This window comes from Lelliottia jeotgali, assembly GCF_977070485.1.
In genome coordinates, this window is the sequence record NZ_CDRVFO010000004.1 from 230,026 (window position 1) to 256,474 (window position 26,449).

A 26,449-nucleotide genomic window follows, 5' to 3' on the forward strand; every position below is an offset into this window, starting at 1 on the left:
CCTATCGGAGTTTTGCTTCTTTCGTTTCTCCTTCCACCGGGGGCAGATGTGTATTGAGGCCTCTCGTCTGTTGGGCCTTTTGGGGGCTGAATCCGCGAGCACCGGCCGGGGTCAGCACAATGCGATCATTGAGCTGGCGTGCCCAGCCTAAAGTTGTACAAATCCTTGATTTTGTAACGGTTATTTAACCGGCGGTCCGATTCAGCCCACAGGTTTGTGTATACCGGTTGTGCGGTTGCACCGCTTCGCTATGGTGGTATTTGGCCATTCCAAAAAGACTTCAGTCGGAGGTAGCGGCATGCGAATTCGCGGAGAAACTTATTGGCAGTGGGCGGACCCTACCCTGCATCACCGGGAGCACGATGAGGCCCTTTGTAACGGCACGGTTATCGATGTTCAGGTGAGGCTGTCGCGAACAGGCGCTACGCAGATGTTCATCGGCGTCTATGCGGCCGCTGGTACCACGCTTCATGAGGAGGCTTTCGACTCAAGACCAGGTGAGTCGATGACCAGAGCGCTGGCTTGGGGCGTGGGGCGTGCACGCCGAATTGCCACCGAGGGTCTGGCTGCAACGGGTAGGCCCGCAACCTGCTTGAAATAGTAAGGATAGCGCGGGAGTACAGATGTACTCTATGTGCTGGTCCGGCTTCACTGGGGCAGGTAACCTGACGAGGAAACGGAACGCACGCGTGAACGCACCAGTCGTATTTGCAGCAGAGGTGCAATCAGGGCGCCCGTTGGAGAAACAGATGAACCTTCAGTCCACCAATCATGACCTTTATGTGCATTCGTACCTTGGTTACCAGGCATCCATTTACGTTCTGTGGGAGTCGTGCACTGACTCACCGACCGGAATGCTGGTGGAAGTCGGGCGGCCCGGCAGCGTCTCGAGAACGCTGCGAGTGAGTCGAGCCTTCTCGTCCTCGACGGAGGCCATCCTCGAAGGCAAGGTGATGGCTGAGCAGTATGTGCAGAGCCAGGCGGGCAGAGCATGATGCTCACCGCTCGATGCGAAAGCATTTATGGCCGGCAATGGTCCGGTTCCAGGACCTTCGTCTATCGCTGTATATAAGTAAGGTTGTAACCGGATCAGGAGGTTTGAATGAAGCGGCTAGTGCTGGGCGTTGTTCTGATTTCTGTTGCAGGGATGGCCAACGCAGGCATCCCACTGGTGAATGCCACATGCCCGGGCGGAATCGAAGTGCACGCGGATGAGGGCGGCCCTGTCTACATAAATGCCAAGGAGGCAAAACTGAAGAAATTCAGTGACGCGTACTACGAAGCCAAGGGCGATGGAGTTACCGTTTCCATCATGGTCAACCCGGATGAGTCTGTGGGGGTTTCGTACACGGGCAAGGGGCGTGCAAATGGCGTTTGTGAGGTGACCGAGCAAGATTGAGCGGTGCCAATGGCAAAGCGGCACGGCGTGTTCCCGTCAGCTGCAAATAGGGTAGGGCGCTGCCACATTCCCTATAGCGAAGAAGCATATTACTCAGTCATGACTGAGGGTTAATATGGGGCTGGTCAAAAAAAAGAAAAAGGGCGTTGCTCGTTAGCTATTTTCAAAGGGTTGTTGAAGGGGGCGCCGGAGTGTGTCGCGTGAAGAACTCTAGATCGCTCGCAAGCGCAATACTGATGTCAGCGTTGGCTGCAACTTTTATAACGGGATGTGCGCAGAACCCCGATGTTCGGGATGGGCATGATCATACCTCTGGTATCACCGAGAAGAGCCCGCCAGATTATCTAGGGTGCGTCAAGGAAGAGATGCATGGGCGTGCAACTATTTATGAGGTGGGTAGTGGTGATTCGGTGCGTCTGTTCGTTGACAGTACTGACCCCAACACAGCCAATGGCCTTGTAGAGTTGCGCAGCTACGGCACGCGTCAGCAGTTCATGGCCTATCAGCGCGATGCCTGGTATGACCACGGGAGGCTGCTTGATGCAGCCCTCATGTGTTCGAAGGCCTAGCCAGCCCGCCGCAAACCTGAGAACAAAAGCCCGCGCCCCAGATGCGCGGGCTTTTTGTCATGCAAAACCATGGTTAAAATGCATCCTGTCCACTTGAGTCAAATGCAAATGCCTAAGTTTCGCATCTTTTTCTGCTACGCACTGGTCGTCAGCCTGGTCGGTTGTGCAAACCCAGGAAAGCCAACGGCCAGCAAGCTGACCCGCAAATCGCCGGAAGTCTATGCCGCTTGTGTATTGCCCAAGTGGCAAGCGCTGGCGCCACTCACGACGCAAAAATCCATCTCCCATGGCTACCGCCTGATCGCACCCAGCGCAGTGACTTCCGACGAAGTCCTCGAAGTGGTGGAGTCCGGTGAGGGCAGCCGGGCGACTTTCTACAAAGGCAGTTTCCTCTCGGGCAACAAGCTGCGGTTGGCCGCCAGGGAGTGTCTGGATTGAGGCGATGCCTGGCCCCTGGCACTCCGATGGCTTCTAGGCTTTCAGGTTCATCTGACGGCATTGCACCTGCGCATCCTCTTTGCTGGAGTAACTGGGCTTGAGACGCTCCTTTGCTTGATTGTCGTAGATGTCGTAGCCGCCGCAGACGGTAGCTGCGTAGTAGCGACCAGCGATGCGGAAGGATTCCCTTTCGATAGGCACTGCGGGAACGATAACGAATCTTGGTTGCATTGTTCGTGCCTCCCCAGGCAGAGAATTAAGTATTAGTACCGCCAGGGGTAACCGGCAAGGCGACTCATGAATAAATGAGAATCCCTGCGTGGAATGAACGGCAAGACATTGGTCAGGTGGTGTAGAGGCTTTGTGAAATGGTCGTCCGGTGTCCGAGGGGTATTGTGTTTTAGGTACTCCAAAACGATGATGGCGCAATGAATATATCTCCGTCACAGCTCGATGCCGAGCCCGGCGCGTTCTCAAGGTTCGAGGCGTGCCGAAACACCCAGAAAGGGCCGGTGGTGATTCTTGCTTCGGGCGCTTCTGCCAAACAGTTCCCCTTGCTTGAATTTTCACATCTCCCTGTGATTGCCATGAACGGTTCGGTTTCCCTCACCGCTGCGTGTGCTGTGAAGCCGTTCTTTTACATCTGCACCGATAAAAGCTTTCGCATACAGCAGCCAGAGTTGTTTGCCTTGGCCTTGCGCGATAGCCAGCGCTTGGCACTGTGGCCAGAGCAGTTCGTGGGCGCTGATATCCCGCTCGGGACCGAGTGTTATCCGCTGCATAAAGCCGACAACCCCGGCATGCTCGACGGGTTGCGGGGGCACGGGGCAACCCATGTCTGCAGCAGGGCGTGGTGGAGCAAGCGGGCGCGGTCGATCGCCTTCAGCAAAGACCTCTCAAGCGGCTACTTCGATGCCCGGACAGTGGTTTATGTAGCCCTGCAACTGGCTTACCACCTGGGGTTCGAGCAGGTGTTGCTGGTGGGTGTTGACCTCGACCAGTCATTGGGGCGCTTTTACGAGAACGGTAAGGGGCAGCATTCCCCCTGTGGGCTCGACCAGCACTGGGAGAGCCGCATACTGCCGTCGCTGACGCTGATGGCCGAGCAGGTTGTCAGCGAGCGATTCCGGGTTTACAACCTGTCCGAGGTTTCTCGCATACCTGCGGCGTTGATCCCCAAAATCGACCTGGCCCAAGCGCGGCGCATCGCGAGCTGAGTGATTGCCTGAGCAAGAAAGCGGATGCGCGGTGCCGGGGCCGACGCTACAGTGCCCGGACCTAGCCCTGCAGCGAGAAACAAGCATGTCCAGCGCCTTCACCCTGATGCAGTCCCCGGTCGGCACCTTGACCCTGGTGGCCCGCGGCGAGCGCCTGGCCGCCGTGCTGTGGGAAGAGGAGCGGGAAAACCGCGTTCGCCTCGGTGAGGTGCATCGGGATGATCAGCAGCCAATACTGCGCGAAGCCGCTCGCCAGTTGGATGAGTACTTTGCCGGCAAGCGCCAACTGTTCGAGTTGGCACTGGATTTTGCCGGCACCGCGTTTCAGCGCCAGGTGTGGGCGGCGTTGCTCACCATTCCGTTCGGCCAGACCCGAAGCTACAGCGATATCGCCCGGCAGATCGGTAACCCGAGCGCCGTGCGCGCTGTCGGTGCGGCCAACGGCCGTAATCCGATCTCGATCATTGCCCCGTGTCACCGGGTGATTGGCGCATCCGGGAGCCTGACCGGGTTTGCCGGGGGACTAACGGCCAAGCAGTATCTCTTGGCGCTGGAGGGGCAACATAGCCAGGCTTTGGACCTTTAGCCAGGGATGGTCCGCGAAAGGTCGCGACTGAACCTCACAACTCAACTGGCCCAATACACCACCAGGCACGCCACCACTGCCAGCGTCGAACCCGCCATCAGCGTGTACTGCCGATGTGCCCGGCGGGCCTGTGGCCTTACCTCGCGCAGGTACTGCCATGGCGGTGGCGCATCCGGGCGATGGCGCAACCCCTCGGCCAGCTCATTCAGCTGGCTGTTGATCAACAGTCCCACCCAATGATAAGTGCTGGCAAAACTGGCCACTATCAAAAGCAGATACTTCATGCAGACGGCATGCTCAGCGGTACGCCGACGGCGCTGGAGTTCTTGGTATCCAGCAAGATGATGCCCTCCTGTGGGCCGTCCAGCGCCGCCAGCAGGTTGCCCTGGCTGTCCCAGGCCGCCGAGCCACCGGCACCCACGAAATTGTCAGCCGGGCCCACACAGTTGGCCATCAATACCGGGATACCCAAAGTGCGAGCGACTTGCGGGTAGTGCTCATTGCCTTCACGGATGCCCTTGGCCGTCTTCGCCACGCTCACCAGGTACAGCTCTGCGCCACTGTCGCGGGCTTGTGCTGCATGCGCGGTGAACATCGACTCGTAACAGATGGCGGGCGCGATCTGCAGTTGCCCTGCGGCGAAAACCAAGGGCTGGTCACCGGCTGAGAAAAACGCCAGCTCGTCTTCGTGCAGCCGTTGTTTGGCGTAGGCCAGTCGCGGCTGCCCGGGACGCAGGATCGGCATTGCGATCTGAATGCCATCTGCGGTAGGCAGTGGCAAGCCCACGGCTACGCAGATTTCCAGGCGGTCGCAGATTTGCTGTAAAGGATCGAGCCGGGCAGAGGTGAGCGGCAAGGCGACCTGTCGTGCCAGCGTTGGCTCGTAACCTGTCAGCGACAGCTCGGGGAACACCACCAGTTCGGCGCCCAGGTCTGCGGCCTGCTCTATGCAGCGCAGGTGGCGGTCGAGATTGACTTGTAGTTCGCCTTTGACTGATGCCAGCTGTACGGCACAGAGCTTCATAGGTAATTCCCTTCCCTGGTACAGGTCGAATGGCCGAGCATACTACCCTCATGATCACCTGTTCCAGTGAAGGGTATTGCAGGAGGCCGCAGGCGGGGCGAAACATTGGCGAAACCGGTTCGAACTGCGCAGGTGCTGTGCCTTGTGCCATGCTGTTGGTTGATAGGGCCATGAGCACGTCATGCACGAGAGCGGTACCCATCATCCGCTCCCCAACGTGCGGCAACAGAGGAACAATGCAATGAGCCGGTTTCGGCGGGTAGCCGCCAACAGCCACGGGCGTGACCTGGCTGTTGGCGATATTCACGGGCATTTTCGGCGCCTGGAGCAGTGCCTGGAGGCGGTGGGGTTCGACCCAGCGGTGGATCGGCTGTTCAGTGTGGGTGACCTGGTCGACCGCGGCCCGCACAGTATCGAGGCGCTGACATGGCTGACCAAGCCCTGGTTTTACGCCGTGCAGGGCAACCATGAGTCGTTGGCCATCACCTGCCTGTACGGTGGGCGGCTGGATCTGGACATGTATCGGGCAGCGGGCGGCGGTTGGTTTCTCGATCTGCCAAAAGATGAGCAGGCGGTTTTCGTCGAACACTTCCTGCAGCTGCCGATAGCCATGGAAGTTCAGACAGAGGCCGGGTTGATTGGCGTGCTGCATGCTGACAGCCCATTTGCTGACTGGGCCGAGCTGCGCGCCAGTCTGCTAGAGGATGATGACCCTGGGGTGCGTGAAATTTGCCAATGGTCACGCCGGCGGCTCAAAGAGGGGGATACCGGCGCCGTCGAAGGCGTGCGTGCCCTGCTGGTGGGCCATACGCCGGTGCTCCAGGCCAAACGGCTGGGTAACGTCTGGCACCTGGACACCGGTGGTTGGGCCAGTGGCCATTTCAGCCTGATGGACTTGGCCAATCTAGCACTACTCAACCCTGCGCCAGGTTGAAAAGCAATGCACCTGCCAGCGCCATCAGCATCACCCCCGAAGCCCGCTCCAGCCAAGGCAGGGCATGAGAAAAACGCCGCAAAAGGCGCTGGTTGCCAATGGCCGCTGCCACCAGCAAGTCCCACAGCAGAACGATGCTGAACATCCAGGCGCCATAGGTCCACTTCCAGGCAACGCTGCTGCTGGCGACCATGCTGGCGAGGCTGGCGTAGAAAAGTGCGTTCTTGGGGTTGAGGCCGCCAGATACCAAGCCCATGCCTAGCCCTCGCCACCAGCTGCGCACGGCCCCGCGCGCATCGACTGCAGCCAGGCCGGATTGCCCGGCATGGCGCAGGAACAGCGCGCCGATGTATAGCAGGTAAACCGCGCCGGCCAGTTGCAAGGTGATGAACACTGCGCTGCCTTCTTGCAATACCGCCAGGCCCGCGAAGGCCAGGCTGATGAACAGGCCATTGGCCAGGGCGATGCCCAGGCAGGCGCCACTGGCGACGCGCCAACCAGCGCTGATTGAGGTGCGAGCGACCAGGAAGAAATCTGGGCCCGGGGAAAGCAGGGCCAGGAAGTGGGCGAGGGCGACGAACAGAAACTGCTCCATGGGGCGGGCTTTCTCGAGTGATAAAGCCGCAGTGTGGAGGCAGGTCAGGAGCAGGTATTGAAGATTATTGCACGTGGCCCAGGGACTCTAATCCAGAGGCAGCCGATATTGCCCCGGCGTCACGCCCACATGCGCCTTGAATACCCGCTGAAAATGGCTCTGATCGGCAAACCCCAACCGATAGGCCACCTCGGCCAGCGCTTGCCCGTCGCGCAACAACCGCCGGCCACGGTTGACGCGGGCATTTATCAGGTAGGCATGCGGGGTCAGCCCGGTAGCCGCGCGGAAGGCACGGATCAGCTGATAACGGCCAAGCCCCGCTTGCCGGGCCAGCACTTCAAGACTCAATCGGGCCGGATCTTCAGCCTCGATACGCTCTATCAGGCCACGCAGGACCGGGTTGCCTAGCGCCGGCGCAGGCGCAGCCGTCAACGGCGGATGCTCGGTAAAATCATGATCACCCAGGAAGGTGATAAGCGCGGCTTCCTTTTCGCCGGCGCTCGCACCAGAGAACAGCAATTCATTCAACCTGCAGAACTCTCGATACAACCCAGGCAGGCGGCTGATACGCGCCGGCGCCCCTGGCTCGGCGGCATTGAGCCCCGACTCCAGGCGCAGCTGCGCAAGCCACTGGGCCTCGACATGCAGCATCTGGTAACTCCATGCCTGGCCGGGTTCGGGATTACAGGCATGCACCCGCTGCGCCGGCACCAACACCAGCGTGCCTGGGGTCAGCCGCTGCTGCCCATCACCCGCGCCAGTGAAGAGGCTGCGCCCCGCATCCACTGCTCCGATGGAAAAAGTCGGGTGACTATGCGCCTTGTAGCAGGCGCGGCTGTGGCAGGCCCGGCGGCTTTCCACCCAAGGCAGGGCCGGATCGCGCCAGAGTGAGGAGCGGGTCGGGTGCATGCTGGAGTCCTCGTTCAGGCTGGAAGCTTAACAGCGCCGAACGCGCTGCCGTACAGTTTTTCCCTGTGGCTGTACCTTGACCCGGTCCGCTCAAGCATCGACATTGGCGGCAGATTTCCAGGAGAACGAAATGGACCTGTCGAGCCTGCTGTTATTCATCCCCGCCTGCTTCGCCCTGAACATGGCACCGGGGCCGAACAACCTGTTGTCGTTGCACAATGCCAGCCGCTATGGCTTGCGTACCGCATGCGTGGCAGGTGGCGGGCGCATTCTCGCCTTCAGCGGTATGATTGCCCTGGCAGCGATGGGCCTGGCGGTGGTGCTGCACACCAGTGAGTACCTGTTCCTGATGATCAAGGTGGTGGGGGCGGCCTACCTGTTCTACATCGCCTGGCAGCTGTGGCGCGCTCCGGTGGGCGAGGCGCTGGTGGCGAGCGAGCAGCCGCGTGGCAGTTGGCGCCTGGCGCGCCAGGAGTTCTGGGTTGCCGCAGGCAACCCGAAAGCGATCCTGATTTTTACCGCCTTCCTGCCACAGTTCGTCTCGGTGGGCAGCCCCACCCCGGTCAGTGAGCAGTTCCTCTGGCTGGGGGTACTGTTCCTGCTTCTGGAGTGGGCGGCGATTGCCATCTATGCCGGCCTTGGCGCCTACCTGCAGCGCTGGTTCAGCCAGCCAGGGCCGCGCCGGCTGTTCAACCGGGTCAGCGCCTGCCTGCTCGGTTGCGCTGGCCTCGGGTTGCTGGCCGCACGCCGTTAACGGCGCTTTTCAGTCGCGGTAGAACGTCTGCACCAAGTGGTAGCCGAACTTGCTCTTTATCGGCCCGTGCACCACACGCAGGGGTTTCTTGAAAATCACCTGGTCGATCGCCCCCACCAGCTGCCCCGGGCGCACTTCGCCCAGGTCGCCGCCGCGCTTGCCTGAAGGGCAGGTGGAAAACTTCTTGGCCAGCACGTCGAAGGCCTCGCCATTGGCGATGCGCTGCTTGAGCTTTTCGGCTTCGTCAGCGGTCTTGACCAGGATGTGGCGGGCTTGAGCTTTCATGGGATACCTGTGCTTCGGGGTGAAAAAAGGGCGCCATTATGCCTGAACGTGCAGCTCCGTGCGGTCACGAAAAAACTCGAGTGCCTCGGGGTTGGCCAGCGCGTCGGTATTTTTCACGGGCAACCCGTGTACCACATTGCGCACCGCCAGCTCCACCAGCTTGCCGCTGATGGTACGTGGAATATCGCTGACCTGCAGGATCACCGCCGGTACATGGCGCGGCGTGGTGTACTGGCGAATCACCTGGCGAATGCGCTGTTGCAAGGGCTCATCGAGCACCAGGCCATCACGCAGACGCACGAACAGCACGACACGCACATCGCCTTTCCATTGCTGGCCGATGGCGACACTTTCCAGCACCTGCTCGACCTTTTCTACCTGCCGATAGATTTCCGCTGTGCCAATGCGCACGCCACCGGGGTTGAGCACGGCATCGGAACGCCCATGAATCACCATGCCGCCTGTGGCGAGCTGCTCGGCGTAGTCGCCCTGCGCCCAGACACCGGGAAACTGGCTGAAGTAGGCCTCGCGGTAGCGGCTGCCATCGTTGTCGTTCCAGAACCCCAGGGGCATCGACGGGAAGTGGCGGGTGCACACCAGCTCGCCTTTTTCGCCGGTCACCGGCTGGCCATGCTCATTCCATACTTGCACCGCCATGCCCAGGCCCTTGCAGGCAATTTCGCCACGGCGTACCGGCAGCGTCGGGTTGCCCAGCACGAAGCAGGAAACGATATCGGTACCACCGGACATGGACGCCAGGCACAGGTCGGCTTTTATCTTGGCGTAAACGTAGTCGTAACTGTGCGGCGATAGGGGGGAGCCGGTGGAGAGTATCAGGCGCAGGCTGTCCAGCCGATGACTGCGTGCCGGCTCCAGGCCTTCCTGTTCAAGCGCGGCCAGGTACTTGGCGCTGGTGCCGAAGGCCTGGATGCCTTCGGCGTCGATCAGGTCGAGCAGCCGCTCGGGGCCCGGGTGGAAGGGGGAGCCGTCGTACAATACCAGTGTGGCTCCCACTGCCAGGCCGCTGGCCAGCCAGTTCCACATCATCCAGCCGCAGGTGGTGTAGTAGAACAGCACGTCATCGGCCTTGAGGTCATTGTGCAGGCCGTGCTCCTTGAGATGTTGCAGCAGCACACCGCCGGCGCTGTGGACGATGCATTTGGGCACGCCCGTGGTGCCGCTGGAATAGAGTATGTACAGCGGGTGATCGAACGGTAGCGGGGTGAAGGTTGGTTCACCCCCAGCCTGGTAGAAGTCGCCCCACAGGCTGACCTTTGCCTGGGTACTGAATTCGTCGGCCTGGGTGTGCGGCCGCGTGTAGGGCACCACGATCAGTTGCTGTAGCCCGGGTAACTGCGTGCAGACCTGGTTGATCTTGTCGACCTGGTCGATCTGCTTGCCGGCGTACTGGTAACCGGCACAGACGATCAGCAGCTTGGGCTCGATCTGGCCGAAGCGATCGATGATGCCGTGCAGGCCAAACTCCGGCGATGACGTCGACCAGACGGCGCCGAGGCTGGTGCAGGCGAGCATGGCCACGAGGGTTTCCCAGGTGTTGGGCATCACTGCGCCAATGCGGTCACCCGGCTCGATACCGGCATTTTTGAAGGCCTTCTGCAGCCCGGCTACCTCAGCGGCCAGTTGCGCGTGGCTCAGTGAGCTGCGCTGGCCGTCCTCGCGCATGGCCGTCACAGCGGGGTGATCGTCACGGCGGCGTAGCAGGTGTTCGGCGAAATTGAGGGTGGCCTTGGCGAACCACCGAGCATCGGGCATTTGTGCACCTTCGCTCAGTACCTGGCTGGGCGGGGTATGCCACAGCACTTGGAAATAGTCGGCAATGGATTGCCAAAAAGCGGCGCGCTGCTCGACGCTCCAACCGTGCAGGGCTGCGTAATCGTTGAGCTGAAGGTTGTAGCGCAGGTTGATCCAGCGGCGAAAGGCATCCATTCGGCTGGCCTCGATTTGCGCCGCAGCAGGACACCAAAGCACATCATTCATGCCATACCTCCCATTGCCATGACGCGCTTGATCGCCAGCTTGTCGGCGATCAAGCACCGCTACGCCTGAATTTACTCCACCTTGGCCTTTTGCACGTCCTGCGATGCCGACCACACGCGGTAACGCACTTGCACGCCATCGGGCACATACACCACGACAGGCAACTTGCTGTTGTAGCGCAGCAGGAAGCCTTCACCGACCACTGGCACGAACGCCTCGGTCTTTTTGCCATCCGGGCAGGCCATCAGGGTACTGGCCGGCCCGCCGACCTTGTCCAGGCGGTAATAGCTGTAACCCCAGCCTTCGAGGGTGTGTTCCTCCAGGCTGCCGGCCAGGCGCTGGCGGTTACAGTCCACCTGCAGCGTCTTGCCAGCCAGAATTTCAAGTTTGTAGGCTTGCTCGTCGGCTTGCGCGGGCAGGTGGATGACCTGCCGGGTAAAGCCTTTTTCGGCCTCGGGGTAAGGCGCAACGTCCTTCAGGCTGGCGGCCATCGCCGGGGCAGTGGCCGCCATAGTCAGGGCCAGGATCGTGGACAGGGGGGTTGGGCGCATAGGGCCTCCTTGCAGTTGAACAATGGCAAGACCCGCACCAGGCCCAGGCTGCCCATCACTGGGCCAGCCAGCCACCATCGACATTCCAGGCGGCGCCGCGGACCTGGCTTGCGGCCTCGCTGCACAGGAATAGTACCAGCTCGCCCAGGTGTTCAGGGGTGACGAAGGCCAATGAAGGTTGCTTCTCGGCCAGCAAGTCCGCTTGCGCCTGCTGCGGGGCGACACCCTTGGCGGCGCGTTCGTCGATCTGCTTTTGCACCAGCGGGGTCAGCACCCAGCCCGGGCAGATGGCGTTGCAGGTGACATTGCCAGTCGCCGTTTCCAGCCCCACCACCTTGGTCAGGCCGACCACGCCGTGCTTGGCCGCCACATAGGCGGCCTTGCCGGTGGAACCGACCAACCCGTGCACCGAGGCGATATTGACGATGCGCCCCCAGTTGCGCTTACGCATACCGGGCAGGGCCAGGCGCGTGCCATGGAACACCGCCGACAGGTTCAGGGCAATTATCTTGTCCCAGCTTTCCACCGGAAACTGCTCGACCGGCGCCACATGCTGGATGCCCGCATTGTTGACCAGGATGTCGACACCGCCGAAGGTCTGCTCGGCAAAAGCGAACAATGCTTCTATCTGGGCCACATCGCCAAGGTCGGCCGGATGGTGCGCAACCTTCACCCCATGCTGCGTAACCTCGGCCAGCGCCGGTGCCGGGTCGCCGAAACCGTTGAGCAGGATGTTGGCGCCGGCGCGGGCCAGCACCTGGGCGATGCCCAGGCCGATGCCGCTGGTGGAACCGGTGATGAGTGCAGTCTTGCCTTTGAGGGTCATGCAAAGCTCCTTAGACGATGCCGGTGGCGTAGAACGTGGCGATGACCACGAAGACGGCCAGGGTCTTGATCAGGGTAATACCGAAAATGTCTTTGTAGGCCTCGCGGTGGGTCAAGCCGGTGACGGCCAGCAAGGTGATCACCGCACCGTTGTGCGGCAGGGTGTCCATGCCGCCGCTGGCCATGGCGGCCACCCGGTGCAGCACCTCGAGCGGGATGTTGGCGGCGTTTGCCGCAGCGATGAAGCTGTCGCCCATGGCCGCCAGGGCAATGCTCATACCGCCTGAGGCGGAGCCGGTGATGCCGGCCAGTAAGGTCACGGTGATAGCTTCATTGACCAGCGGGTTGGGGATGCCGCGCAGGGCATCGGCCAATACCAGAAAGCCCGGCAGCGAAGCGATCACCGCACCAAAGCCGTATTCTGAAGCGGTGTTCATGGCGGCCAGCAAAGCGCCACCGACAGCGCTCTTGGTGCCTTCGGCCAAGCGCTCACGGATGGCGCCGAAGGCGCACACCAGCACCATCAGGATGCCCACCAGCAGCGCGGCCTGCACTGCCCAGATCGCCGTGAGCTTGGCCACGTCGCTGTTCACCGGCGCACTCATGCCCGGCAGTTGCAGGTTATGGCTGGCCCCATACCACTGCGGGATCCAGTGGGTGAACAGCAGGTTCATCACCCCCACCAGCACCAGCGGCGAAAGCGCGAGCCATGGGTTGGGCAAGGTCAGGTCGGCGGCAGTTTCCGGTTCGTTGCGCAGGTTGCTGCCATAGCCCTCGCCGGCGCGCTGGGCCTTGTTACGCTGGCGTTGCAGGTAAAGCATGCCGCTGCAGAACACGAACACCGTGCCAATCAGCCCCAACCAGGGCGCGGCCCAGGCGGTGGTGTTGAAGAAGGTGCTGGGGATGATGTTCTGGATCTGCGGGGTGCCGGGCAGGGCGTCCATGGTGAACGAGAAGGCGCCCAAGGCGATGGTTGCCGGGATCAGGCGCTTGGGAATATCACTTTGGCGGAACATTTCGGCGGCGAACGGGTACACCGCGAACACCACCACAAACAGCGATACCCCACCATAAGTGAGCAAAGCGCAAACGAGCACGATCACCAGCATGGCCTGGCGGGTGCCGAGCAGGCGGATGGCCGCGGCGACGATCGAGCGCGAGAAACCGGACAGTTCGATGAGCTTGCCGAACACCGCGCCAAGCAGGAACACCGGAAAGTACAGCTTGATGAAGCCGACCATCTTTTCCATGAACACCCCGGTAAAGGCGGGCGCCACGGCGGCGGGGTCGGTCAGCAGCACCGCGCCGAGGGCGGCGATTGGTGCGAAGAGGATCACGCTGTAACCGCGGTAGGCGGCCAGCATCAGCAGGGCCAAAGCGGCGAGGGCGATGAGCACGGTCATCGGGTAGATCTCCTGGGTAGGTCTTTTTGTTATCGGTGACCGGGAGATAGCGGGAATCGTGCCAACAGTTAACTTATTGATTATTAACGCATTTTCTTGGATTGGAGTTTGCTGTGTCTCTTATTTGAGATTGGCTGCGGCAGCTACGCCCCTACAACCGCCATGCAAGGCAGAGCACCCGCAGTAGTCTCTATTGTGAAACACCAGTCTCCAATAAGAGACTCATACCCCCAATGCCACTTTCTTCTTGTAGAACGTCGAACGCCCCAAACCCAATGCTTTGGCTGCTTCCACCACATTGCCGGCGTGTGCGGCCAACGTGTCGGCAATCAGCTTGCGCTCGAATTGCGCACAGGCATCGCGGTAGCTTTGCCGCACGGTAGTGGTGGCGAGCGGCGCCACCGGCCCTAGTGCCTCGCGCAAGTCCAAGGCTGTAAGGCGCGGCTGGTCCGCCAGCAGGGTTGCCCGTTCCAGCACGTTGCGCAGCTCACGGATGTTCCCGGGCCAGGCATGGCGTGCCAGCAATTGCAGCGCATCGGGCTCCAGCTCGAACTGGCTGCCCAGTTCGGCCAGGATCGCCTCGCATAGCGCGGGCAGGTCTTCGAGGCGCTCGCGCAGCGGCGGTGCCTGGATTGGCAGCACATTCAGGCGGTAATACAGATCGGCGCGAAACGCCCCGCGGGCCATGGCTGCCTGCAAATCGATTGAAGTGGCCGCGATGATGCGCACGTCGCTGCGCAGCATCTGGTTCGAGCCCACCGGTTCGTATTCCTTCTCCTGCAGTACACGCAGCAGCTTGCTTTGCAGGGCCAAGGGCATGTCGCCGATTTCGTCGAGGAACAAGGTGCCGCCTTCGGCCAACTGCAACTTGCCGCTGCGCCCTTTGCGGTCAGCGCCGGTAAAGGCGCCTGGGGCCGTGCCGAAAAACTCGGCCTCCAGCAGCGCTTCGGGAATCGCTGCACTGTTGATGCTGACAAAGGCTTTGTGCGCACGTGCCGAGGCTGCGTGAATGGCATGGGCCAGCAGCTCCTTGCCAGTACCGGTTTCGCCGAGCAACAACACTGGCGATTCGCTGGCCGCGCCGCGCCTGGCACGGCGTTTGGCCTCAAGGCTCGCCGCGCTGCTGCCGACGAACTGGGCAAAACTGTATTTGGCCTGGCGCGCGCGCAGTTGCGAGCGTGTCGTGGCCAGCTCCTGCTGCATGCTCGAATAGCGCTTGAGCAGTGGCGACAGGCTGCGCAATTCGTCGAACAGGGCAAAGCCGATGGCACCGATCAGCGCGCCCTGCGCATCGTGGATCGGCAGGCGCATGACCACCAGTGGCTCGTTGGGGGTGTCGAGCATGTCCAGCAGGATCGGCCGGCCGTTACTCACCACCTCGCGCATCAGGCTGCCCGGGATCACCGTTTCGCATGGCTGGCCTATGGCACTGGCGGCATCGGCCAGGCCAAACCGACGGGCGTAGCGTTCGTTCATCCACACGATTCGCGCCTCGCGGTCGACGATCACGGTGCCCTCGCTGGACTGCTCGATGATTTCGAACAGCGAGCGGATCGCCAGTTGCCGTACCTGAGGATAGTCCTTGAGGGTATTGCTTTCTTGCATGGGCAGTTCCCTGAAACCTGTGATGGCAGTACCAGCCTAAACTCTCGGGTCGAAAGCCTCGCGCAAGGCATCCCCGATAAACACGAGCAATGACAGTACCACCGCCAGCGCAAAGAACGCTGTGAAGCCCAGCCAAGGGGCCTCCAGGTGTTGCTTGCCCTGGGTGACCAGCTCACCCAGCGAAGCACTCCCGGCCGGCATGCCAAAGCCCAGAAAGTCCAGCGCGGTCAGTGTGGTGATGGCCCCGGTGAGCATGAACGGCACGTAGGTCAGCGTGGCGTTCATCGCATTGGGCAGGATGTGCCGCAGCATCACCTGGCTGTCAGGCAGGCCCAGAGCGCGGGCGGCCTTCACGTACTCCAGGTTGCGCCCACGCAGGAACTCGGCCCGCACCACATCCACCAGGGTCAACCACGAGAACAGCGCCATGATCCCCAGCAGCCACCAGAAGTCCGGCTCGACGAAACCGCTGAGGATGATCAGCAGGTACAGCACCGGCAACCCCGACCACACCTCCAGCACGCGTTGCCCAAGCAGGTCCATCCAACCACCGTGGTAGCCCTGTAAGGCCCCGGCGATCACGCCGATCAGCACGCTGACCACCGTCAGGGCGAAGGCGAACAGCAGCGATACCCGTGTGCCGTACAACACCCGTGCGAGCACGTCGCGGCCCTGGTCGTCGGTACCCAGCCAGTTGCTGCTGCTCGGTGGGCTTGGGGTGGGTACCTGCAGGTCGTAGTTGGGTGTGTCGGCACTGAACGGAATCGGTGCGAACAGCATCCAGCCGCCCTGGTCCTCGATCAGCTGGCGTACATACGCGCTACGGTAGTCCGGCTGAAACGGCAGTTGGCCGCCGAACTGCTGCTCGCTGTAGCGTTTTAGCGCAGGCATGTACAGCTCGCCCTTGTAGCCAAGCAGCAAGGGTTTGTCGTTGGCCACGAGCTCTGCGCCGAGGCTGAGCAGCAGCAGGCCAGCAAACAGCCACAACGACACCCAGCCACGGCGGTTACGGCGAAAGCGTTGCAGGCGGCGACGCGAAACCGGCGAGAGCATCAGTGCGTCCTCGCGTCGAAGTCGATGCGCGGATCGAGCAAGGTATACGACAAGTCGCCGATCAGGCGTATCAGCAGGCCGGCCAGGGTGAAGATGAACAGCGTGCCGAACACTACCGGGTAGTCACGCGACACCGCTGCCTCGTAGCTCATGCGCCCAAGGCCATCGAGCGAGAAAATCACCTCGATCAGCAGGGATCCTGCGAAGAACACCGTGATAAGCGCCTGCGGCAATCCAGCCAGCACCACCAGCATGGCATTGCGCAGCACGTGGCCATACAACACCCGGCGCTCGCTCAGGCCCTTGGCCCGTGCCGTGACCACGTACTGACGGGAGATTTCGTCGAGGAAGGCGTTCTTGGTCAGCAATGTCAGCGTGGCGAAGCCGCCGACCACCAGTGCACCCACCGGCAGCACCAGGTGCCAGAAGTAGTCGGCGACCTTGCCCAGCAGGCTGAGCTGGTCGAAGTTTTCCGAGACCAGGCCGCGTACCGGGAACCAGTTCAGCGAGGTGCCACCGGCGAACAGCACGATCAACAGCAAGGCGAACAGGAAAGAGGGCAGGGCGTAACCGATCACGATCAGCGCACTGCTCCAGGCATCGAAGCGGCTGCCGTGGCGCACCGCCTTGCGGATGCCCAGCGGGATCGACACCAGGTAGGTGATCAACGTGGCCCAGAACCCCAGTGAAAGGGTCACCGGCAGCTTGTCCAGAATCAGATCGGTGACCTTGGCGCCGCGGAAGAAGCTCTGGCCGAAATCCAGCCGTGCATACTGGCCGAGCATCAGCCACAGGCGCTCAGGGGCCGACTTGTCGAAGCCGTACTGGCGCTTGATCTCCTCGATCAGTTTCGGGTCCAGGCCCCGGGTGGCGCGGGATTCGCCATGAACCACGTCGGCCCGGGCGCCCGGTGCCCCGCCGCCGATGCCCTGCAGCCTGGCCACAGCCTGCTCCACAGGGCCGCCGGGGGCTGCCTGGACGATGGCGAAGTTGACCAGCAGGATCGCCAGCAGCGTGGGGATGATCAGCAGCAGGCGGCGCAGGATATAGGAGGTCATGGCGCAGCCTTCTGGCGCTCGGCCATCTGCGCGTTGGTCAGGGCGTTCGGGCTGATTTCCCACCAGCTGTCCAGACCTTCGTCATAAGCAGGCTGGACCTTGGGCAGGCCGAAGCGGTTCCACCACACGGTCGAACTGCCGGGCGGGTAGTAGTTGGGGATCCAGTAGTAGTTCCACTGCAGCACACGGTCCAGCGCATGGGCGTGGCGCAGCATGTCAGCCTGGGTGTCGGCGCGCACCAGCCCGTCGATCAGGCTGTCCACCGCAGGGTCCTTGAGCACCATCAGGTTGTTCGAGCCTGGGTCGTTGGCTGCTGCAGACCCGAAGTAGTTGTAGAGTTCGGCACCCGGTGAGAGGGTGGTCGGGTAGCCGGTGACGATCATGTCGTAGTCGCGGGCCATCAGACGATTGACGTACTGGGCCGAGTCGACATTGCGGATGTTCAGGGTAACGCCGATCTGTGCCAGGTTACGCTTCCACGGCAGCAGCAGACGCTCAAGGCCGGCCTGGCCGTTGAGGAAGGTGAATGCCAGCGGCTGGCCCTCGGCGTTGACCAAGTGATCACCCTCCGGGTGCCAACCCGCCTGCTGCAGCAGGGCCAGGGCCTGCAACTGCTGCGTGCGGATAATCCCCGAGCCGTCGGTTAAGGGGGCCGTGAACACCTGGCTGAAGACTTCGTCCGGTACCTTGCCGCGCAGCGGCTCAAGCAGTTTCAGTTCACCGGCATCCGGCAATTCGCGCGCAGCCAGCGGGGTGTTGGAAAAAATACTTTGCTGGCGGATGTACAGGTTGCGCATCATCTGCCGGTTGCTCCACTCGAAGTCCCATAGCATGGCCAGCGCCTGGCGCACGCGGCGGTCCTTGAACTGCGGCCGGTCGAGGTTGAACACGAACCCCTGGGCGGTCTGTGGCTTGGCCGGGCCCAGGTGGGCGCGCTGCAGGCGGCCGTCATCCAGTTGTGCACCGTTGTAACCGAGGGTGAAGGCCGTGGCCGAGAACTCACGGTTGTAGTCGTAGCCACCGCCTTTGAGTACCTGGCGCGCCACCTCGGTATCGCCAAAGTACTCGACGCGAATGCGCTCGAAGTTGAAACGGCCGCGGCTGACGGGCAAGTCCTTGGCCCACCAGTGCCGGTCACGCTCGAAGGTGACGCTGCGGCCATTGTCGATCCGCCCGATGCGGTATGGGCCGCTGCCGACCGGTGTGTCGAAGCCGGCGCCGTTAGCGAAGTCGCGGCTTTTCCAGTCGTGTTCGGGCAGGACCGGCAAACTGGCAAGGTCCAGGGGCAGTGTACGGCCGTGGGGTTGCTTGAAATCGAAGCGCACGCGGTGCGGGCCTTCGACCGTGACACCCGCCACATCGGCGAACTGGGTCCGGTATTTGAGGCTGCCCTCGCTCATCAGCTTGTCGTAACTGAAGCGCACATCCTCGGCACGCACAGGTTTGCCGTCGGCAAAGGTTGCCCTGGGGTCGATATCGAAACGCAGCCAGGCGTCCTGCGGTCCGCGCTCCATGCGCCGGGCGATCAGGCCATAGACCGTATAGGGCTCATCGAATGAACGCACTGCCAAGGGAGCGTACAGCCAGCCATCGACCTCGCTGACGCCGATACCTTTGTCGATGTACGGCAGAATGTGGTCGAACTGACCGATTTCGGTGGCCGAGCGGCGCATGGTACCGCCCTTGGGGGCATCGGGGTTGACGTAGTCGAAGTGGCGGAAGGTTTGGGCGTAGCGCGGGGCTTCACCGTAGACGGTGAGGGCGTGGGTCGGTTCGGCCAGGGCGGTAAAACCCATGCAGGCCAGCACGATCCCCAGAAACATCTGTGGGAGCGGGCTTGCCCGCGAAGAGGCCCGGCCAGGCAACGGCGTTGCCTGCACGGGCGCATTCGCGGGCAAAGCTGCTCCCACAGAGGTGGTCATGGTCAGCGTGGACTTAGTCCTGGCGGCTGGTCACTTCCAGCAGGTGGTAGCCGAACTGGGTCTTGACCGGGCCCTGCACGGTGTTGACCGGGGCGCTGAATACAACGGTATCGAATTCCTTGACCATCTGGCCTGGGCCGAACGAGCCCAGGTCACCGCCCTGGCGGCTGGACGGGCAGGTGGAGTTGGCTTTGGCGATTTCAGCGAAGTCGGCACCGGCTTCGATCTGGGCTTTCAGTTCGTTGCACTTGTCTTCGCTGCTGACGAGGATGTGGCGGGCAGTGGCGCGTGCCATGGGTACTACTCCTTGGGTGAAAAGGGCAAGCCTAGCGCACTTGCTTGGGAAATGTCTCGCAAGGCTTGCTGTACGCTTCCTACATACGCGCTGCGGCCTCACGCAGCAGGGTTTGTGTCGCTTCCCAGCCCAGGCAGCCATCGGTGATCGACACGCCGTACTTCAGCGGGCCCTTGCCCAAGGCCTGGCAACCCTCGAACAGGTGGCCTTCAAGCATCACCCCGACAATCGATGTATCGCCGGCCAAACGCTGAGCCAGCACGTCCTCGAACACTGCGGGCTGCCGCGCTGGGTCCTTGCCGCTGTTGGCATGGCTGCAATCGACCATGATCCGCGCCTGCAGACCCGCCTTGGCCAGCCCTTGGCGGGCTTGGGCAATGCTGGTGCTGTCGTGGTTCGGGCCCTTGTGGCCGCCGCGCAGCACCAGGTGGGTATCCGGGTTGCCCAAGGTCTCAATGATTGCCGGGTAGCCTTGCGCATCCATACCGAAATGGCGGTGCGCGGCGGCGGCGCTGCGCATCGCGTCGCATGCGATGGCGACACCGCCATCGGTACCGTTCTTGAAACCGACCGGCAACTCCAGGCCGCTGACCATCTCACGGTGAACCTGCGATTCGGTGGTACGCGCGCCAATCGCCGCCCAGCCCAGTAGGTCATCGAAGTAACCGGCGACCATCGGCTGCAGCAGCTCGGTGGCGATCGGCAGCCCGCGTTCGATCATGTTCAGCATCAAGCCACGGGACAGGGCGATGCCGCCATGCATGTCGTCGCTGCCATCGAGGTGCGGGTCGTAGGCCAGGCCTTTCCAGCCCACCGTGGTGCGCGGTTTTTCCACGTAGGCGCGCATCACCAGCAGCAACTTGTCGTCGACTTCGCGGCTCAGGGCCGCCAGGCGGTCGGCATATTCAAGGGCCGAGCGTGGGTCATGGATCGAGCAGGGGCCGACGACCACCAGCAGGCGCGGGTCGCGGCCTTCAAGAATGGCGCGAATGGCCTGGCGCTGGGCCTGGACTTGCTGGGCATGTTCGATTGAAAGCGGCATCTGCTGCTTGAGCAGGTGCGGGCTGGGCAGGCGACGGCTGACAGTGGTGTTGGCAGCGTTTGGCTGGGTCAGGGGCAGAGCGAGGTTCGAGGCTTGCATGGCGTAGGTTCCCTGGGCAGACGGCGGGTTCTGACCCGCGCAGTCGGCCCCTATCGAGGTGTTCGACTGATCGTTGAATTCAGATTGGCTGCAGCATTGCCACCGTGGACGGACCGGTCGGAGGCGGCAGGCTGGCCCGAGCGGGATTGGCTAAATCGCCAGGCGTAGGTGCTTGCGTAGTAATAAGTGGCGTAGTTCATGAAAGTGTCCTCAGTGTGAATCGGTAATGTTCAAAGGCCTGAAAAGCAAAACCCCCGGTCGGGGAGCCGACCGGGGGTTTGAGTATTCTCATGTTCGGCGGCCCCTCGAAGGTGGGCGCCGTGTGGGTATCAGCGGCGCCTAGTGGCTAAACCAATACCCAAAATAAAAGCAGGCAACAGCCTTGCAGCCGGCAACGGCCAGCACTGGGCGCAGGTTGCGACCGGTGTTGTTGGCGTGGTTGCGGGTGTGTTTCGGCATGTTGCTCTCCAGTTGATGAGCCCGAGCTTACTTCAGGTAGCACGCACCGTTCAATGGATAATTTGCCATGTACCTGATCAATTTCTTTTGCTTTGCAGAAAACGGATAGCGCTTTGCACCCAGCGGATATTGCCGCCCGCCGGCACGCCCTAACCTGACCCGGTCTGAACAATAACAATGGAGACCCTGGCCATGTCCCTGGGATTCGACTACCTCAATGCCATGCTCGAGGACGACCGTGAAAAGGGCATCTACCGCTGCAAGCGCGAGATGTTCACCGACCCACGCCTGTTCGATCTGGAGATGAAACACATCTTCGAGGGCAACTGGATCTACCTGGCCCACGAAAGCCAGATCCCCGAGAAAAACGACTTCCTCACCCTGACCATGGGGCGCCAGCCGATCTTTATCGCGCGCAACAAGGACGGTGAGCTCAATGCTTTCCTCAATGCCTGCAGTCACCGCGGTGCCATGCTCTGCCGGCACAAGCGGGGAAACCGCGCAAGCTACACCTGCCCGTTCCATGGCTGGACCTTCAATAACAGCGGCAAGCTGCTCAAGGTCAAGGATCCGGGCAACGCCGGCTACCCCGACAGTTTCAACTGCGACGGCTCCCATGACCTGACCAAGGTTGCCCGGTTCGAATCCTACCGCGGCTTCCTGTTCGGCAGCCTCAACGCCGATGTCAAACCGCTGGCCGAACACCTGGGCGAATCGGCCAAGATCATCGACATGATCGTTGACCAGTCCCCCGAGGGCCTGGAGGTACTGCGCGGGGCCAGTTCGTACATCTACGAAGGCAACTGGAAGCTGACCGCCGAGAACGGCGCCGACGGCTACCATGTCAGCTCCGTGCACTGGAACTACGCCGCCACCCAGAACCAGCGCAAGCAGCGCGAGGCGGGTGAAGAGATCAAGACCATGAGCGCTGGTGCATGGGCCAAGCAGGGGGGTGGTTTTTACTCCTTCGACCATGGCCACCTGCTGCTCTGGACCCGCTGGGCCAACCCCGAAGACCGCCCGGCCTTCGAACGCCGCGAACAACTCGCCGCGGACTTCGGCCAGGCTCGCGCCGACTGGATGATCGAGAACTCGCGCAACCTGTGCCTGTACCCCAATGTCTACCTGATGGACCAGTTCAGCTCGCAGATCCGGATCGCTCGGCCGATATCGGTGAACAAAACCGAGATCACCATCTACTGCATCGCGCCCAGAGGCGAGAGCGCCGAGGCCCGTGCCAGGCGCATTCGTCAGTACGAAGACTTCTTCAACGTCAGTGGCATGGCCACCCCCGACGACCTTGAGGAATTCCGCTCCTGCCAGACAGGTTACGGCGGTGGTACCGGCTGGAACGACATGTCACGCGGCGCGGCGCACTGGGTCGAGGGGGCCGACGAGGCCGCCCGCGAAATCGAGCTCAGCCCGCTGCTGTCTGGCGTGCGCACTGAGGACGAGGGCCTGTTCGTGCTGCAGCACAAGTACTGGCAGGACACCATGCTCAAGGCTCTGGAAGACGAGCAGCAACTGATCCCCGTGGAGGCCGTGCAATGAGCCTTCATGAGACCGTGCGCGACTTCCTGTACCGCGAAGCGCGTTACCTGGACGATGCACAGTGGGACCAGTGGCTGGAATTGTATGCCAGCGATGCAAGCTTCTGGATGCCCGCGTGGGATGACGACGACCGCCTCACCACCGATCCGCAAAGCGAGATCTCGCTGATCTGGTACGGCAACCGTGGCGGCCTCGAGGACCGGGTGTTCCGTATCAAGACCGAGCGTTCCAGTGCGACCGTGCCCGACACCCGCACCTCGCACAACATCAGCAACATCGAGATCGTCGAGCAGGGTGAGGGCTACTGCCAGGTGCGCTTCAACTGGCACACGCTGAGCTTTCGCTACAAGACCACCGACAGCTACTTCGGTACGAGCTTCTATACCCTGGACCTGCGCGGCGAACAGCCGCTTATCAAGGCCAAGAAGGTGGTGCTGAAGAACGACTACGTGCGTCAGGTCATCGACATCTACCACATCTGAACCGAGGTTACGCGAACGGCCCGGTGTGCCCCATGGTGCGCCGTGGCCAGGTTCGCCCGCGAGGTGCAACATGAGCTTCCAGATCGCGCTTAATTTCGAAGACGGGGTAACCCGCTTCATCGAGGCCAGCGGCCATGAAATCGTCGCCGACGCCGCCTACCGCCAGGGCATCAATATCCCGCTGGACTGCCGCGATGGCGCCTGCGGTACCTGCAAGTGCAAGGCCGAATCCGGCCGTTATGACCTGGGCGACAACTTCATCGAAGACGCCCTCAGTGCAGACGAAATCGCCGAAGGCTATGTACTGACCTGCCAGATGCGCGCCGAAAGCGACTGCGTGGTACGTATCCCGGCGTCTTCGCAGCTGTGCAAGACCGAACAAGCCAGCTTCCAGGCCGCCATCAGTGATGTGCGCCAGCTGTCGGCCAGTACCATCGCCCTGTCGATCAAGGGGGAGTCGCTGAACAGGCTGGCTTTCCTGCCGGGGCAGTACGTCAACCTCACGGTGCCCGGCAGCGACCAGAGCCGTGCCTACTCCTTCAGTTCGTTGCAGAAGGACGGCGAAGTCAGCTTCCTGATTCGCAACGTGCCGGGCGGGCTGATGAGCAGCTTCCTCACCAGCCTGGCCAAGGCCGGCGACAACATGAGCCTGGCCGGGCCCTTGGGCAGCTTCTACCTGCGCCCGATCCAGCGCCCCTTGCTGCTGCTGGCCGGCGGCACGGGCCTGGCACCGTTTACGGCGATGCTGGAAAAGATCGCAGAACAGGGCAGCGAGCATCCCCTGCACCTGATCTATGGAGTGACCAACGACTTCGACCTGGTCGAGCTGGACCGTTTGCACGCCCTGGCTGCGCTCATCCCCAACTTCACCTTCAGCGCCTGTGTGGCCAACCCCGAAAGCCATTACCCGCAAAAGGGTTACGTGACCCAGCACATCGAGCCGTGCCACCTCAATGACGGCGATGTCGATGTGTACCTGTGCGGCCCGCCACCGATGGTCGAGGCGGTCAGCCAGTACATCCGCGAGCAGGGCATCACCCCGGCCAACTTCTACTACGAGAAGTTCGCGGCAGCAGCAGCCTGAGTTTCCTTGGGGCCGCCCCATCGTGCGGGTGAAGGTGGCCTCTTTTTCTTCCAAAGCCGGCAGTTGGGCCTGAGAGCACCGCTGTACCTGTGGGAGCCGGCTTGCCGGCGATGGGGCCAGTGCAGGCCAGGCAAGGTTGTGCCTGATAACAGGATAAGGAAGTAGCAGATGAACAACCGATTCCATAACAAAGTAGCCCTGGTCACCGGCGCCGCTCAAGGCATCGGCCGTGGCGTGTGCTGGCGGCTGAAGGCCGAAGGCGCGCAGGTGGTTGCCGTGGACCGCTCCGAACTGGTCCATGAACTGGCCGGGGAGGGCGTGCTGACGCTGATCGCCGATCTTGAGCAATACACCGACTGTGCCCGCGTCATGGCCTTGGCGGTAGAAGCGTTCGGTCGCATCGACGTTCTGGTCAACAACGTTGGCGGCACCATCTGGGCCAAGCCGTTCGAACACTATGAAGTGCCGCAGATCGAAGCCGAAGTCCGCCGCTCGCTGTTCCCCACCCTGTGGTGCTGCCACGCTGCGCTCCCGTACATGCTCGAACGCGGCAGCGGCGCCATCGTCAACGTCTCCTCGATTGCCACCCGCGGCGTCAACCGCGTGCCCTACGGCGCGGCCAAAGGCGGGGTCAATGCACTGACCGCCTGCCTTGCCTTCGAAACCGCCGGCCGCGGCATCCGGGTCAACGCTACCGCCCCCGGCGGCACCGAGGCGCCGCCACGGCGCGTGCCACGCAATGAGGCCGAGCAGAGCGAGCAGGACAAGCGCTGGTACCAGCAGATTGTCGACCAGACCCTGGACAGCAGCCTGATGCACCGCTACGGCAGCATTGACGAACAGGTTGGCGCGATCCTTTTCCTGGCCAGTGACGAGGCGTCCTACATCACCGGCGTGACCCTGCCGGTGGGGGGCGGCGACCTCGGCTGAGCAGCACCCCAAAGGCAGTTTTCCTCCACAAAAAAAACAACAGAGACAGATGCCATGCGAACCCTTGACGTTCACCCGATCATCGACAACGCCCGTTTCACCGCCTTCCACTGGATGGTCATGGCCTGGTGCGGCCTGCTACTGGTCTTCGATGGATATGACCTGTTCATCTACGGCGTGGTGCTGCCGGTCATCATGAAAGAATGGGGCCTGAGCCCATTGCAGGCCGGTGCCCTGGGCAGCTATGCGCTGTTCGGCATGATGTTCGGTGCCCTGGTTTTCGGCAGCCTGGCCGACCGGATCGGGCGCAAGAAAGGGATTGCCATCTGTTTCGCCCTGTTCTCGGGGGCGACCATCCTCAACGGCTTCGCCACCAGCCCCAGCGAGTTCGGTATCTATCGTTTCATCGCCGGCCTTGGTTGCGGCGGTTTGATGCCCAATGCCGTGGCGCTGATGAATGAATACGCGCCCAAGCGCCTGCGCAGCACGCTGGTGGCAATCATGTTCAGCGGCTATTCGCTGGGCGGCATGCTTTCGGCGGGCGTGGGCATCTTCATGTTGCCACGCTTCGGTTGGGAGTCGATGTTCTTCGCCGCCGCAGTGCCGCTGCTGCTGTTGCCGGTGATCCTGTATTACCTGCCCGAGTCGATCGGCTTTCTGGTGCGCCAGGGCCGCACCGAGGAGGCGCGCACGTTGCTCAAGCGCCTGGACCCGCACTGCGATGTGCAGGCTGACGACCAATTGCAGGCGACTGACCGCAAAGGTAACGGCGGTTCAGTGCTGGACCTGTTCCGCAATGGCCTGGCCACCCGCACCTTGGCCCTGTGGCTAGCGTTCTTCTGCTGCTTGCTGATGGTCTACGCGCTCAGCTCGTGGCTGCCGAAACTGATGGCCAACGCCGGCTACAGCCTGGGCTCGAGCCTGTCCTTCCTGTTGGCACTGAACTTCGGCGGTATGGCTGGGGCAATCCTGGGGGGCTGGCTGGGCGACCGCTACAACCTGGTGAAGGTGAAAGTCGCGTTCTTCCTGGCAGCGGCTGTGTCGATCAGCCTGCTGGGCGTCAACAGCCCAATGCCGGTGCTGTACGTGCTGATCTTCATCGCCGGCGCCACCACCATCGGCACGCAGATCCTGCTGTACGCCGGTGCTGCCCAGCTTTACGGCCTTGCGGTGCGTTCCACCGGCCTGGGCTGGGCCTCGGGCATCGGCCGCAACGGCGCCATCGTCGGGCCGCTGCTCGGCGGTGCGCTGATGGGGATCAACCTGCCGCTGCAACTCAATTTCATCGCCTTCGCCATTCCCGGTGCAATCGCCGCGCTGGCCATGGCCGTGCATCTGGCGAGCAGCCGGCGTCACGCCCTGGCCGCGACGGCCTGACCTTA

Annotated in this window: 29 protein-coding genes; 13 read left to right on the top strand and 16 right to left on the bottom strand. The window is 62.2% G+C overall.

Annotated features, from left to right (window positions below; all coding sequences use genetic code 11):
* Nucleotides 1-749 precede the first annotated feature (749 nt).
* The 4 genes from ACW4TB_RS08190 (at nucleotide 750) to ACW4TB_RS08205 (ending at nucleotide 2,406) form a co-directional block, all read left to right on the top strand.
* Nucleotides 750-995, top strand: a complete 246-nt coding sequence (locus ACW4TB_RS08190) for a hypothetical protein (protein WP_039601658.1) — start codon at nucleotides 750-752, stop codon at nucleotides 993-995.
* Between the two features lie 107 nt (nucleotides 996-1,102).
* Nucleotides 1,103-1,399, top strand: coding sequence for a hypothetical protein (locus ACW4TB_RS08195; protein ID WP_012314583.1), 297 nt, complete (start codon nucleotides 1,103-1,105; stop codon nucleotides 1,397-1,399).
* Between the two features lie 236 nt (nucleotides 1,400-1,635).
* Nucleotides 1,636-1,968, top strand: coding sequence for a hypothetical protein (locus ACW4TB_RS08200; RefSeq protein ID WP_042111491.1), 333 nt, complete (start codon nucleotides 1,636-1,638; stop codon nucleotides 1,966-1,968).
* Nucleotides 1,969-2,076: 108 nt separating this feature from the next.
* On the top strand, nucleotides 2,077-2,406 hold the full coding sequence (locus ACW4TB_RS08205) for a hypothetical protein (RefSeq protein WP_420094501.1): 330 nt from the start codon (nucleotides 2,077-2,079) through the stop codon (nucleotides 2,404-2,406).
* 33 nt (nucleotides 2,407-2,439) lie between these two features.
* Here ACW4TB_RS08205 and ACW4TB_RS08210 read toward each other — a convergent pair whose 3' ends face one another.
* Entirely contained in the window at nucleotides 2,440-2,637 is a 198-nt protein-coding gene (locus tag ACW4TB_RS08210; protein ID WP_012314580.1) for a hypothetical protein, read from the bottom strand.
* 356 nt (nucleotides 2,638-2,993) lie between these two features.
* On the opposite strand from ACW4TB_RS08210, the gene ACW4TB_RS08215 reads away from it, so the two are divergent.
* Both ACW4TB_RS08215 and ACW4TB_RS08220 read left to right on the top strand, forming a co-directional pair.
* Complete coding sequence (locus tag ACW4TB_RS08215) at nucleotides 2,994-3,623, top strand: hypothetical protein (protein WP_455842943.1); 630 nt, start codon at nucleotides 2,994-2,996, stop codon at nucleotides 3,621-3,623.
* An 85-nt stretch (nucleotides 3,624-3,708) separates the two neighbouring features.
* On the top strand, nucleotides 3,709-4,209 hold the full coding sequence (locus ACW4TB_RS08220) for a methylated-DNA--[protein]-cysteine S-methyltransferase (RefSeq protein WP_279931740.1): 501 nt from the start codon (nucleotides 3,709-3,711) through the stop codon (nucleotides 4,207-4,209).
* A 41-nt stretch (nucleotides 4,210-4,250) separates the two neighbouring features.
* On the opposite strand, the gene ACW4TB_RS08225 is transcribed toward ACW4TB_RS08220, so the two are convergent.
* Complete coding sequence (locus ACW4TB_RS08225; RefSeq protein ID WP_012314577.1) at nucleotides 4,251-4,493, bottom strand: hypothetical protein; 243 nt, start codon at nucleotides 4,491-4,493, stop codon at nucleotides 4,251-4,253.
* Complete coding sequence (locus tag ACW4TB_RS08230; protein WP_012314576.1) at nucleotides 4,490-5,233, bottom strand: carbon-nitrogen hydrolase family protein; 744 nt, start codon at nucleotides 5,231-5,233, stop codon at nucleotides 4,490-4,492. Before ACW4TB_RS08230 ends, ACW4TB_RS08225 begins: the two co-directional genes overlap by 4 nt.
* A gap of 241 nt (nucleotides 5,234-5,474) precedes the next feature.
* Here ACW4TB_RS08230 and ACW4TB_RS08235 point away from each other — a divergent pair, with 241 nt between their 5' ends.
* The gene (locus tag ACW4TB_RS08235) at nucleotides 5,475-6,167 is read left to right on the top strand and encodes a metallophosphoesterase (protein ID WP_254465822.1); all 693 of its coding nucleotides are present in this window, start codon (nucleotides 5,475-5,477) and stop codon (nucleotides 6,165-6,167) included.
* On the opposite strand, the gene ACW4TB_RS08240 is transcribed toward ACW4TB_RS08235, so the two are convergent.
* Entirely contained in the window at nucleotides 6,148-6,762 is a 615-nt protein-coding gene (locus ACW4TB_RS08240) for a LysE family translocator (RefSeq protein WP_279931738.1), read from the bottom strand. The two genes, ACW4TB_RS08235 and ACW4TB_RS08240, sit on opposite strands and share 20 nt — an antisense overlap.
* 87 nt (nucleotides 6,763-6,849) lie before the next feature.
* Nucleotides 6,850-7,671, bottom strand: a complete 822-nt coding sequence (locus ACW4TB_RS08245) for an AraC family transcriptional regulator (protein WP_254465820.1) — start codon at nucleotides 7,669-7,671, stop codon at nucleotides 6,850-6,852.
* 130 nt (nucleotides 7,672-7,801) lie between these two features.
* Between ACW4TB_RS08245 and ACW4TB_RS08250 the strand changes: the two genes are divergently transcribed.
* The gene (locus ACW4TB_RS08250) at nucleotides 7,802-8,425 is read left to right on the top strand and encodes a LysE family translocator (protein ID WP_012314572.1); all 624 of its coding nucleotides are present in this window, start codon (nucleotides 7,802-7,804) and stop codon (nucleotides 8,423-8,425) included.
* Between the two features lie 9 nt (nucleotides 8,426-8,434).
* Here ACW4TB_RS08250 and ACW4TB_RS08255 read toward each other — a convergent pair whose 3' ends face one another.
* The 11 genes from ACW4TB_RS08255 to ACW4TB_RS08305 form a co-directional block, all read right to left on the bottom strand.
* Nucleotides 8,435-8,710 (bottom strand): peptidylprolyl isomerase, encoded by a 276-nt coding sequence (locus ACW4TB_RS08255; RefSeq protein ID WP_008095636.1) that lies wholly within the window; start codon nucleotides 8,708-8,710, stop codon nucleotides 8,435-8,437.
* Nucleotides 8,711-8,746: 36 nt separating this feature from the next.
* A complete protein-coding gene (locus ACW4TB_RS08260; protein ID WP_254465819.1) occupies nucleotides 8,747-10,708 on the bottom strand; it encodes an acetoacetate--CoA ligase in 1,962 nt (653 codons plus the stop codon).
* A 71-nt stretch (nucleotides 10,709-10,779) separates the two neighbouring features.
* Nucleotides 10,780-11,259: a serine protease inhibitor ecotin gene (eco, locus tag ACW4TB_RS08265; protein WP_254465818.1), complete on the bottom strand. Its 480-nt coding sequence runs from the start codon at nucleotides 11,257-11,259 to the stop codon at nucleotides 10,780-10,782.
* 55 nt (nucleotides 11,260-11,314) lie between these two features.
* A complete protein-coding gene (hbdH, locus tag ACW4TB_RS08270) occupies nucleotides 11,315-12,085 on the bottom strand; it encodes a 3-hydroxybutyrate dehydrogenase (RefSeq protein WP_012314568.1) in 771 nt (256 codons plus the stop codon).
* 10 nt (nucleotides 12,086-12,095) lie between these two features.
* On the bottom strand, nucleotides 12,096-13,487 hold the full coding sequence (locus tag ACW4TB_RS08275; protein WP_254465817.1) for a GntP family permease: 1,392 nt from the start codon (nucleotides 13,485-13,487) through the stop codon (nucleotides 12,096-12,098).
* Between the two features lie 222 nt (nucleotides 13,488-13,709).
* Nucleotides 13,710-15,092, bottom strand: a complete 1,383-nt coding sequence (locus ACW4TB_RS08280; protein ID WP_012314566.1) for a sigma-54 interaction domain-containing protein — start codon at nucleotides 15,090-15,092, stop codon at nucleotides 13,710-13,712.
* A gap of 36 nt (nucleotides 15,093-15,128) precedes the next feature.
* Nucleotides 15,129-16,145: an ABC transporter permease gene (locus ACW4TB_RS08285; RefSeq protein ID WP_279931728.1), complete on the bottom strand. Its 1,017-nt coding sequence runs from the start codon at nucleotides 16,143-16,145 to the stop codon at nucleotides 15,129-15,131.
* Nucleotides 16,145-17,203 (bottom strand): microcin C ABC transporter permease YejB, encoded by a 1,059-nt coding sequence (locus tag ACW4TB_RS08290; protein ID WP_012314564.1) that lies wholly within the window; start codon nucleotides 17,201-17,203, stop codon nucleotides 16,145-16,147. The genes ACW4TB_RS08285 and ACW4TB_RS08290 overlap by 1 nt, the downstream gene beginning before the upstream one ends.
* Entirely contained in the window at nucleotides 17,200-18,999 is a 1,800-nt protein-coding gene (locus ACW4TB_RS08295; RefSeq protein ID WP_455842944.1) for an extracellular solute-binding protein, read from the bottom strand. The genes ACW4TB_RS08290 and ACW4TB_RS08295 overlap by 4 nt, the downstream gene beginning before the upstream one ends.
* A gap of 139 nt (nucleotides 19,000-19,138) precedes the next feature.
* Nucleotides 19,139-19,420, bottom strand: a complete 282-nt coding sequence (locus tag ACW4TB_RS08300; protein ID WP_003248318.1) for a peptidylprolyl isomerase — start codon at nucleotides 19,418-19,420, stop codon at nucleotides 19,139-19,141.
* A gap of 79 nt (nucleotides 19,421-19,499) precedes the next feature.
* Nucleotides 19,500-20,561 carry a 3-deoxy-7-phosphoheptulonate synthase gene (locus tag ACW4TB_RS08305; protein ID WP_254465814.1) on the bottom strand — a complete coding sequence of 354 codons (1,062 nt, stop codon included), beginning with the start codon at nucleotides 20,559-20,561 and terminating at the stop codon, nucleotides 19,500-19,502.
* A gap of 651 nt (nucleotides 20,562-21,212) precedes the next feature.
* On the opposite strand from ACW4TB_RS08305, the gene benA reads away from it, so the two are divergent.
* The 5 genes from benA to ACW4TB_RS08330 all read left to right on the top strand — a co-directional run bounded on the left by benA (nucleotide 21,213) and on the right by ACW4TB_RS08330 (nucleotide 26,444).
* Nucleotides 21,213-22,571: a benzoate 1,2-dioxygenase large subunit gene (gene benA, locus ACW4TB_RS08310; RefSeq protein ID WP_279931724.1), complete on the top strand. Its 1,359-nt coding sequence runs from the start codon at nucleotides 21,213-21,215 to the stop codon at nucleotides 22,569-22,571.
* Nucleotides 22,568-23,053: a benzoate 1,2-dioxygenase small subunit gene (gene benB, locus ACW4TB_RS08315; protein WP_012314560.1), complete on the top strand. Its 486-nt coding sequence runs from the start codon at nucleotides 22,568-22,570 to the stop codon at nucleotides 23,051-23,053. The genes benA and benB overlap by 4 nt, the downstream gene beginning before the upstream one ends.
* A gap of 70 nt (nucleotides 23,054-23,123) precedes the next feature.
* Entirely contained in the window at nucleotides 23,124-24,137 is a 1,014-nt protein-coding gene (gene benC / locus ACW4TB_RS08320; RefSeq protein ID WP_279931721.1) for a benzoate 1,2-dioxygenase electron transfer component BenC, read from the top strand.
* Nucleotides 24,138-24,305: 168 nt separating this feature from the next.
* Entirely contained in the window at nucleotides 24,306-25,067 is a 762-nt protein-coding gene (locus ACW4TB_RS08325; protein WP_012314558.1) for a 1,6-dihydroxycyclohexa-2,4-diene-1-carboxylate dehydrogenase, read from the top strand.
* 54 nt (nucleotides 25,068-25,121) lie between these two features.
* Nucleotides 25,122-26,444 carry an MFS transporter gene (locus ACW4TB_RS08330; RefSeq protein ID WP_279931718.1) on the top strand — a complete coding sequence of 441 codons (1,323 nt, stop codon included), beginning with the start codon at nucleotides 25,122-25,124 and terminating at the stop codon, nucleotides 26,442-26,444.
* The last annotated feature ends 5 nt before the right edge of the window (nucleotides 26,445-26,449 follow it).

Excerpts from the sequence above, each read along its gene's own strand:
- ACW4TB_RS08190 (WP_039601658.1), top strand. The coding sequence starts at position 750 with ATGAACCTTCAGTCCACCAATCATGACCTTTATGTGCATTCGTACCTT.
- ACW4TB_RS08195 (WP_012314583.1), top strand. The coding sequence starts at position 1,103 with ATGAAGCGGCTAGTGCTGGGCGTTGTTCTGATTTCTGTTGCAGGGATG.
- ACW4TB_RS08200 (WP_042111491.1), top strand. The coding sequence starts at position 1,636 with ATGTCAGCGTTGGCTGCAACTTTTATAACGGGATGTGCGCAGAACCCC.
- ACW4TB_RS08205 (WP_420094501.1), top strand. The coding sequence starts at position 2,077 with ATGCCTAAGTTTCGCATCTTTTTCTGCTACGCACTGGTCGTCAGCCTG.
- ACW4TB_RS08210 (WP_012314580.1), bottom strand. The coding sequence starts at position 2,637 with ATGCAACCAAGATTCGTTATCGTTCCCGCAGTGCCTATCGAAAGGGAA.
- ACW4TB_RS08215 (WP_455842943.1), top strand. The coding sequence starts at position 2,994 with ATGAACGGTTCGGTTTCCCTCACCGCTGCGTGTGCTGTGAAGCCGTTC.
- ACW4TB_RS08220 (WP_279931740.1), top strand. The coding sequence starts at position 3,709 with ATGTCCAGCGCCTTCACCCTGATGCAGTCCCCGGTCGGCACCTTGACC.
- ACW4TB_RS08225 (WP_012314577.1), bottom strand. The coding sequence starts at position 4,493 with ATGAAGTATCTGCTTTTGATAGTGGCCAGTTTTGCCAGCACTTATCAT.
- ACW4TB_RS08230 (WP_012314576.1), bottom strand. The coding sequence starts at position 5,233 with ATGAAGCTCTGTGCCGTACAGCTGGCATCAGTCAAAGGCGAACTACAA.
- ACW4TB_RS08235 (WP_254465822.1), top strand. The coding sequence starts at position 5,475 with ATGAGCCGGTTTCGGCGGGTAGCCGCCAACAGCCACGGGCGTGACCTG.
- ACW4TB_RS08240 (WP_279931738.1), bottom strand. The coding sequence starts at position 6,762 with ATGGAGCAGTTTCTGTTCGTCGCCCTCGCCCACTTCCTGGCCCTGCTT.
- ACW4TB_RS08245 (WP_254465820.1), bottom strand. The coding sequence starts at position 7,671 with ATGCACCCGACCCGCTCCTCACTCTGGCGCGATCCGGCCCTGCCTTGG.
- ACW4TB_RS08250 (WP_012314572.1), top strand. The coding sequence starts at position 7,802 with ATGGACCTGTCGAGCCTGCTGTTATTCATCCCCGCCTGCTTCGCCCTG.
- ACW4TB_RS08255 (WP_008095636.1), bottom strand. The coding sequence starts at position 8,710 with ATGAAAGCTCAAGCCCGCCACATCCTGGTCAAGACCGCTGACGAAGCC.
- ACW4TB_RS08260 (WP_254465819.1), bottom strand. The coding sequence starts at position 10,708 with ATGAATGATGTGCTTTGGTGTCCTGCTGCGGCGCAAATCGAGGCCAGC.
- eco (WP_254465818.1), bottom strand. The coding sequence starts at position 11,259 with ATGCGCCCAACCCCCCTGTCCACGATCCTGGCCCTGACTATGGCGGCC.
- hbdH (WP_012314568.1), bottom strand. The coding sequence starts at position 12,085 with ATGACCCTCAAAGGCAAGACTGCACTCATCACCGGTTCCACCAGCGGC.
- ACW4TB_RS08275 (WP_254465817.1), bottom strand. The coding sequence starts at position 13,487 with ATGACCGTGCTCATCGCCCTCGCCGCTTTGGCCCTGCTGATGCTGGCC.
- ACW4TB_RS08280 (WP_012314566.1), bottom strand. The coding sequence starts at position 15,092 with ATGCAAGAAAGCAATACCCTCAAGGACTATCCTCAGGTACGGCAACTG.
- ACW4TB_RS08285 (WP_279931728.1), bottom strand. The coding sequence starts at position 16,145 with ATGCTCTCGCCGGTTTCGCGTCGCCGCCTGCAACGCTTTCGCCGTAAC.
- ACW4TB_RS08290 (WP_012314564.1), bottom strand. The coding sequence starts at position 17,203 with ATGACCTCCTATATCCTGCGCCGCCTGCTGCTGATCATCCCCACGCTG.
- ACW4TB_RS08295 (WP_455842944.1), bottom strand. The coding sequence starts at position 18,999 with ATGGGTTTTACCGCCCTGGCCGAACCGACCCACGCCCTCACCGTCTAC.
- ACW4TB_RS08300 (WP_003248318.1), bottom strand. The coding sequence starts at position 19,420 with ATGGCACGCGCCACTGCCCGCCACATCCTCGTCAGCAGCGAAGACAAG.
- ACW4TB_RS08305 (WP_254465814.1), bottom strand. The coding sequence starts at position 20,561 with ATGCAAGCCTCGAACCTCGCTCTGCCCCTGACCCAGCCAAACGCTGCC.
- benA (WP_279931724.1), top strand. The coding sequence starts at position 21,213 with ATGTCCCTGGGATTCGACTACCTCAATGCCATGCTCGAGGACGACCGT.
- benB (WP_012314560.1), top strand. The coding sequence starts at position 22,568 with ATGAGCCTTCATGAGACCGTGCGCGACTTCCTGTACCGCGAAGCGCGT.
- benC (WP_279931721.1), top strand. The coding sequence starts at position 23,124 with ATGAGCTTCCAGATCGCGCTTAATTTCGAAGACGGGGTAACCCGCTTC.
- ACW4TB_RS08325 (WP_012314558.1), top strand. The coding sequence starts at position 24,306 with ATGAACAACCGATTCCATAACAAAGTAGCCCTGGTCACCGGCGCCGCT.
- ACW4TB_RS08330 (WP_279931718.1), top strand. The coding sequence starts at position 25,122 with ATGCGAACCCTTGACGTTCACCCGATCATCGACAACGCCCGTTTCACC.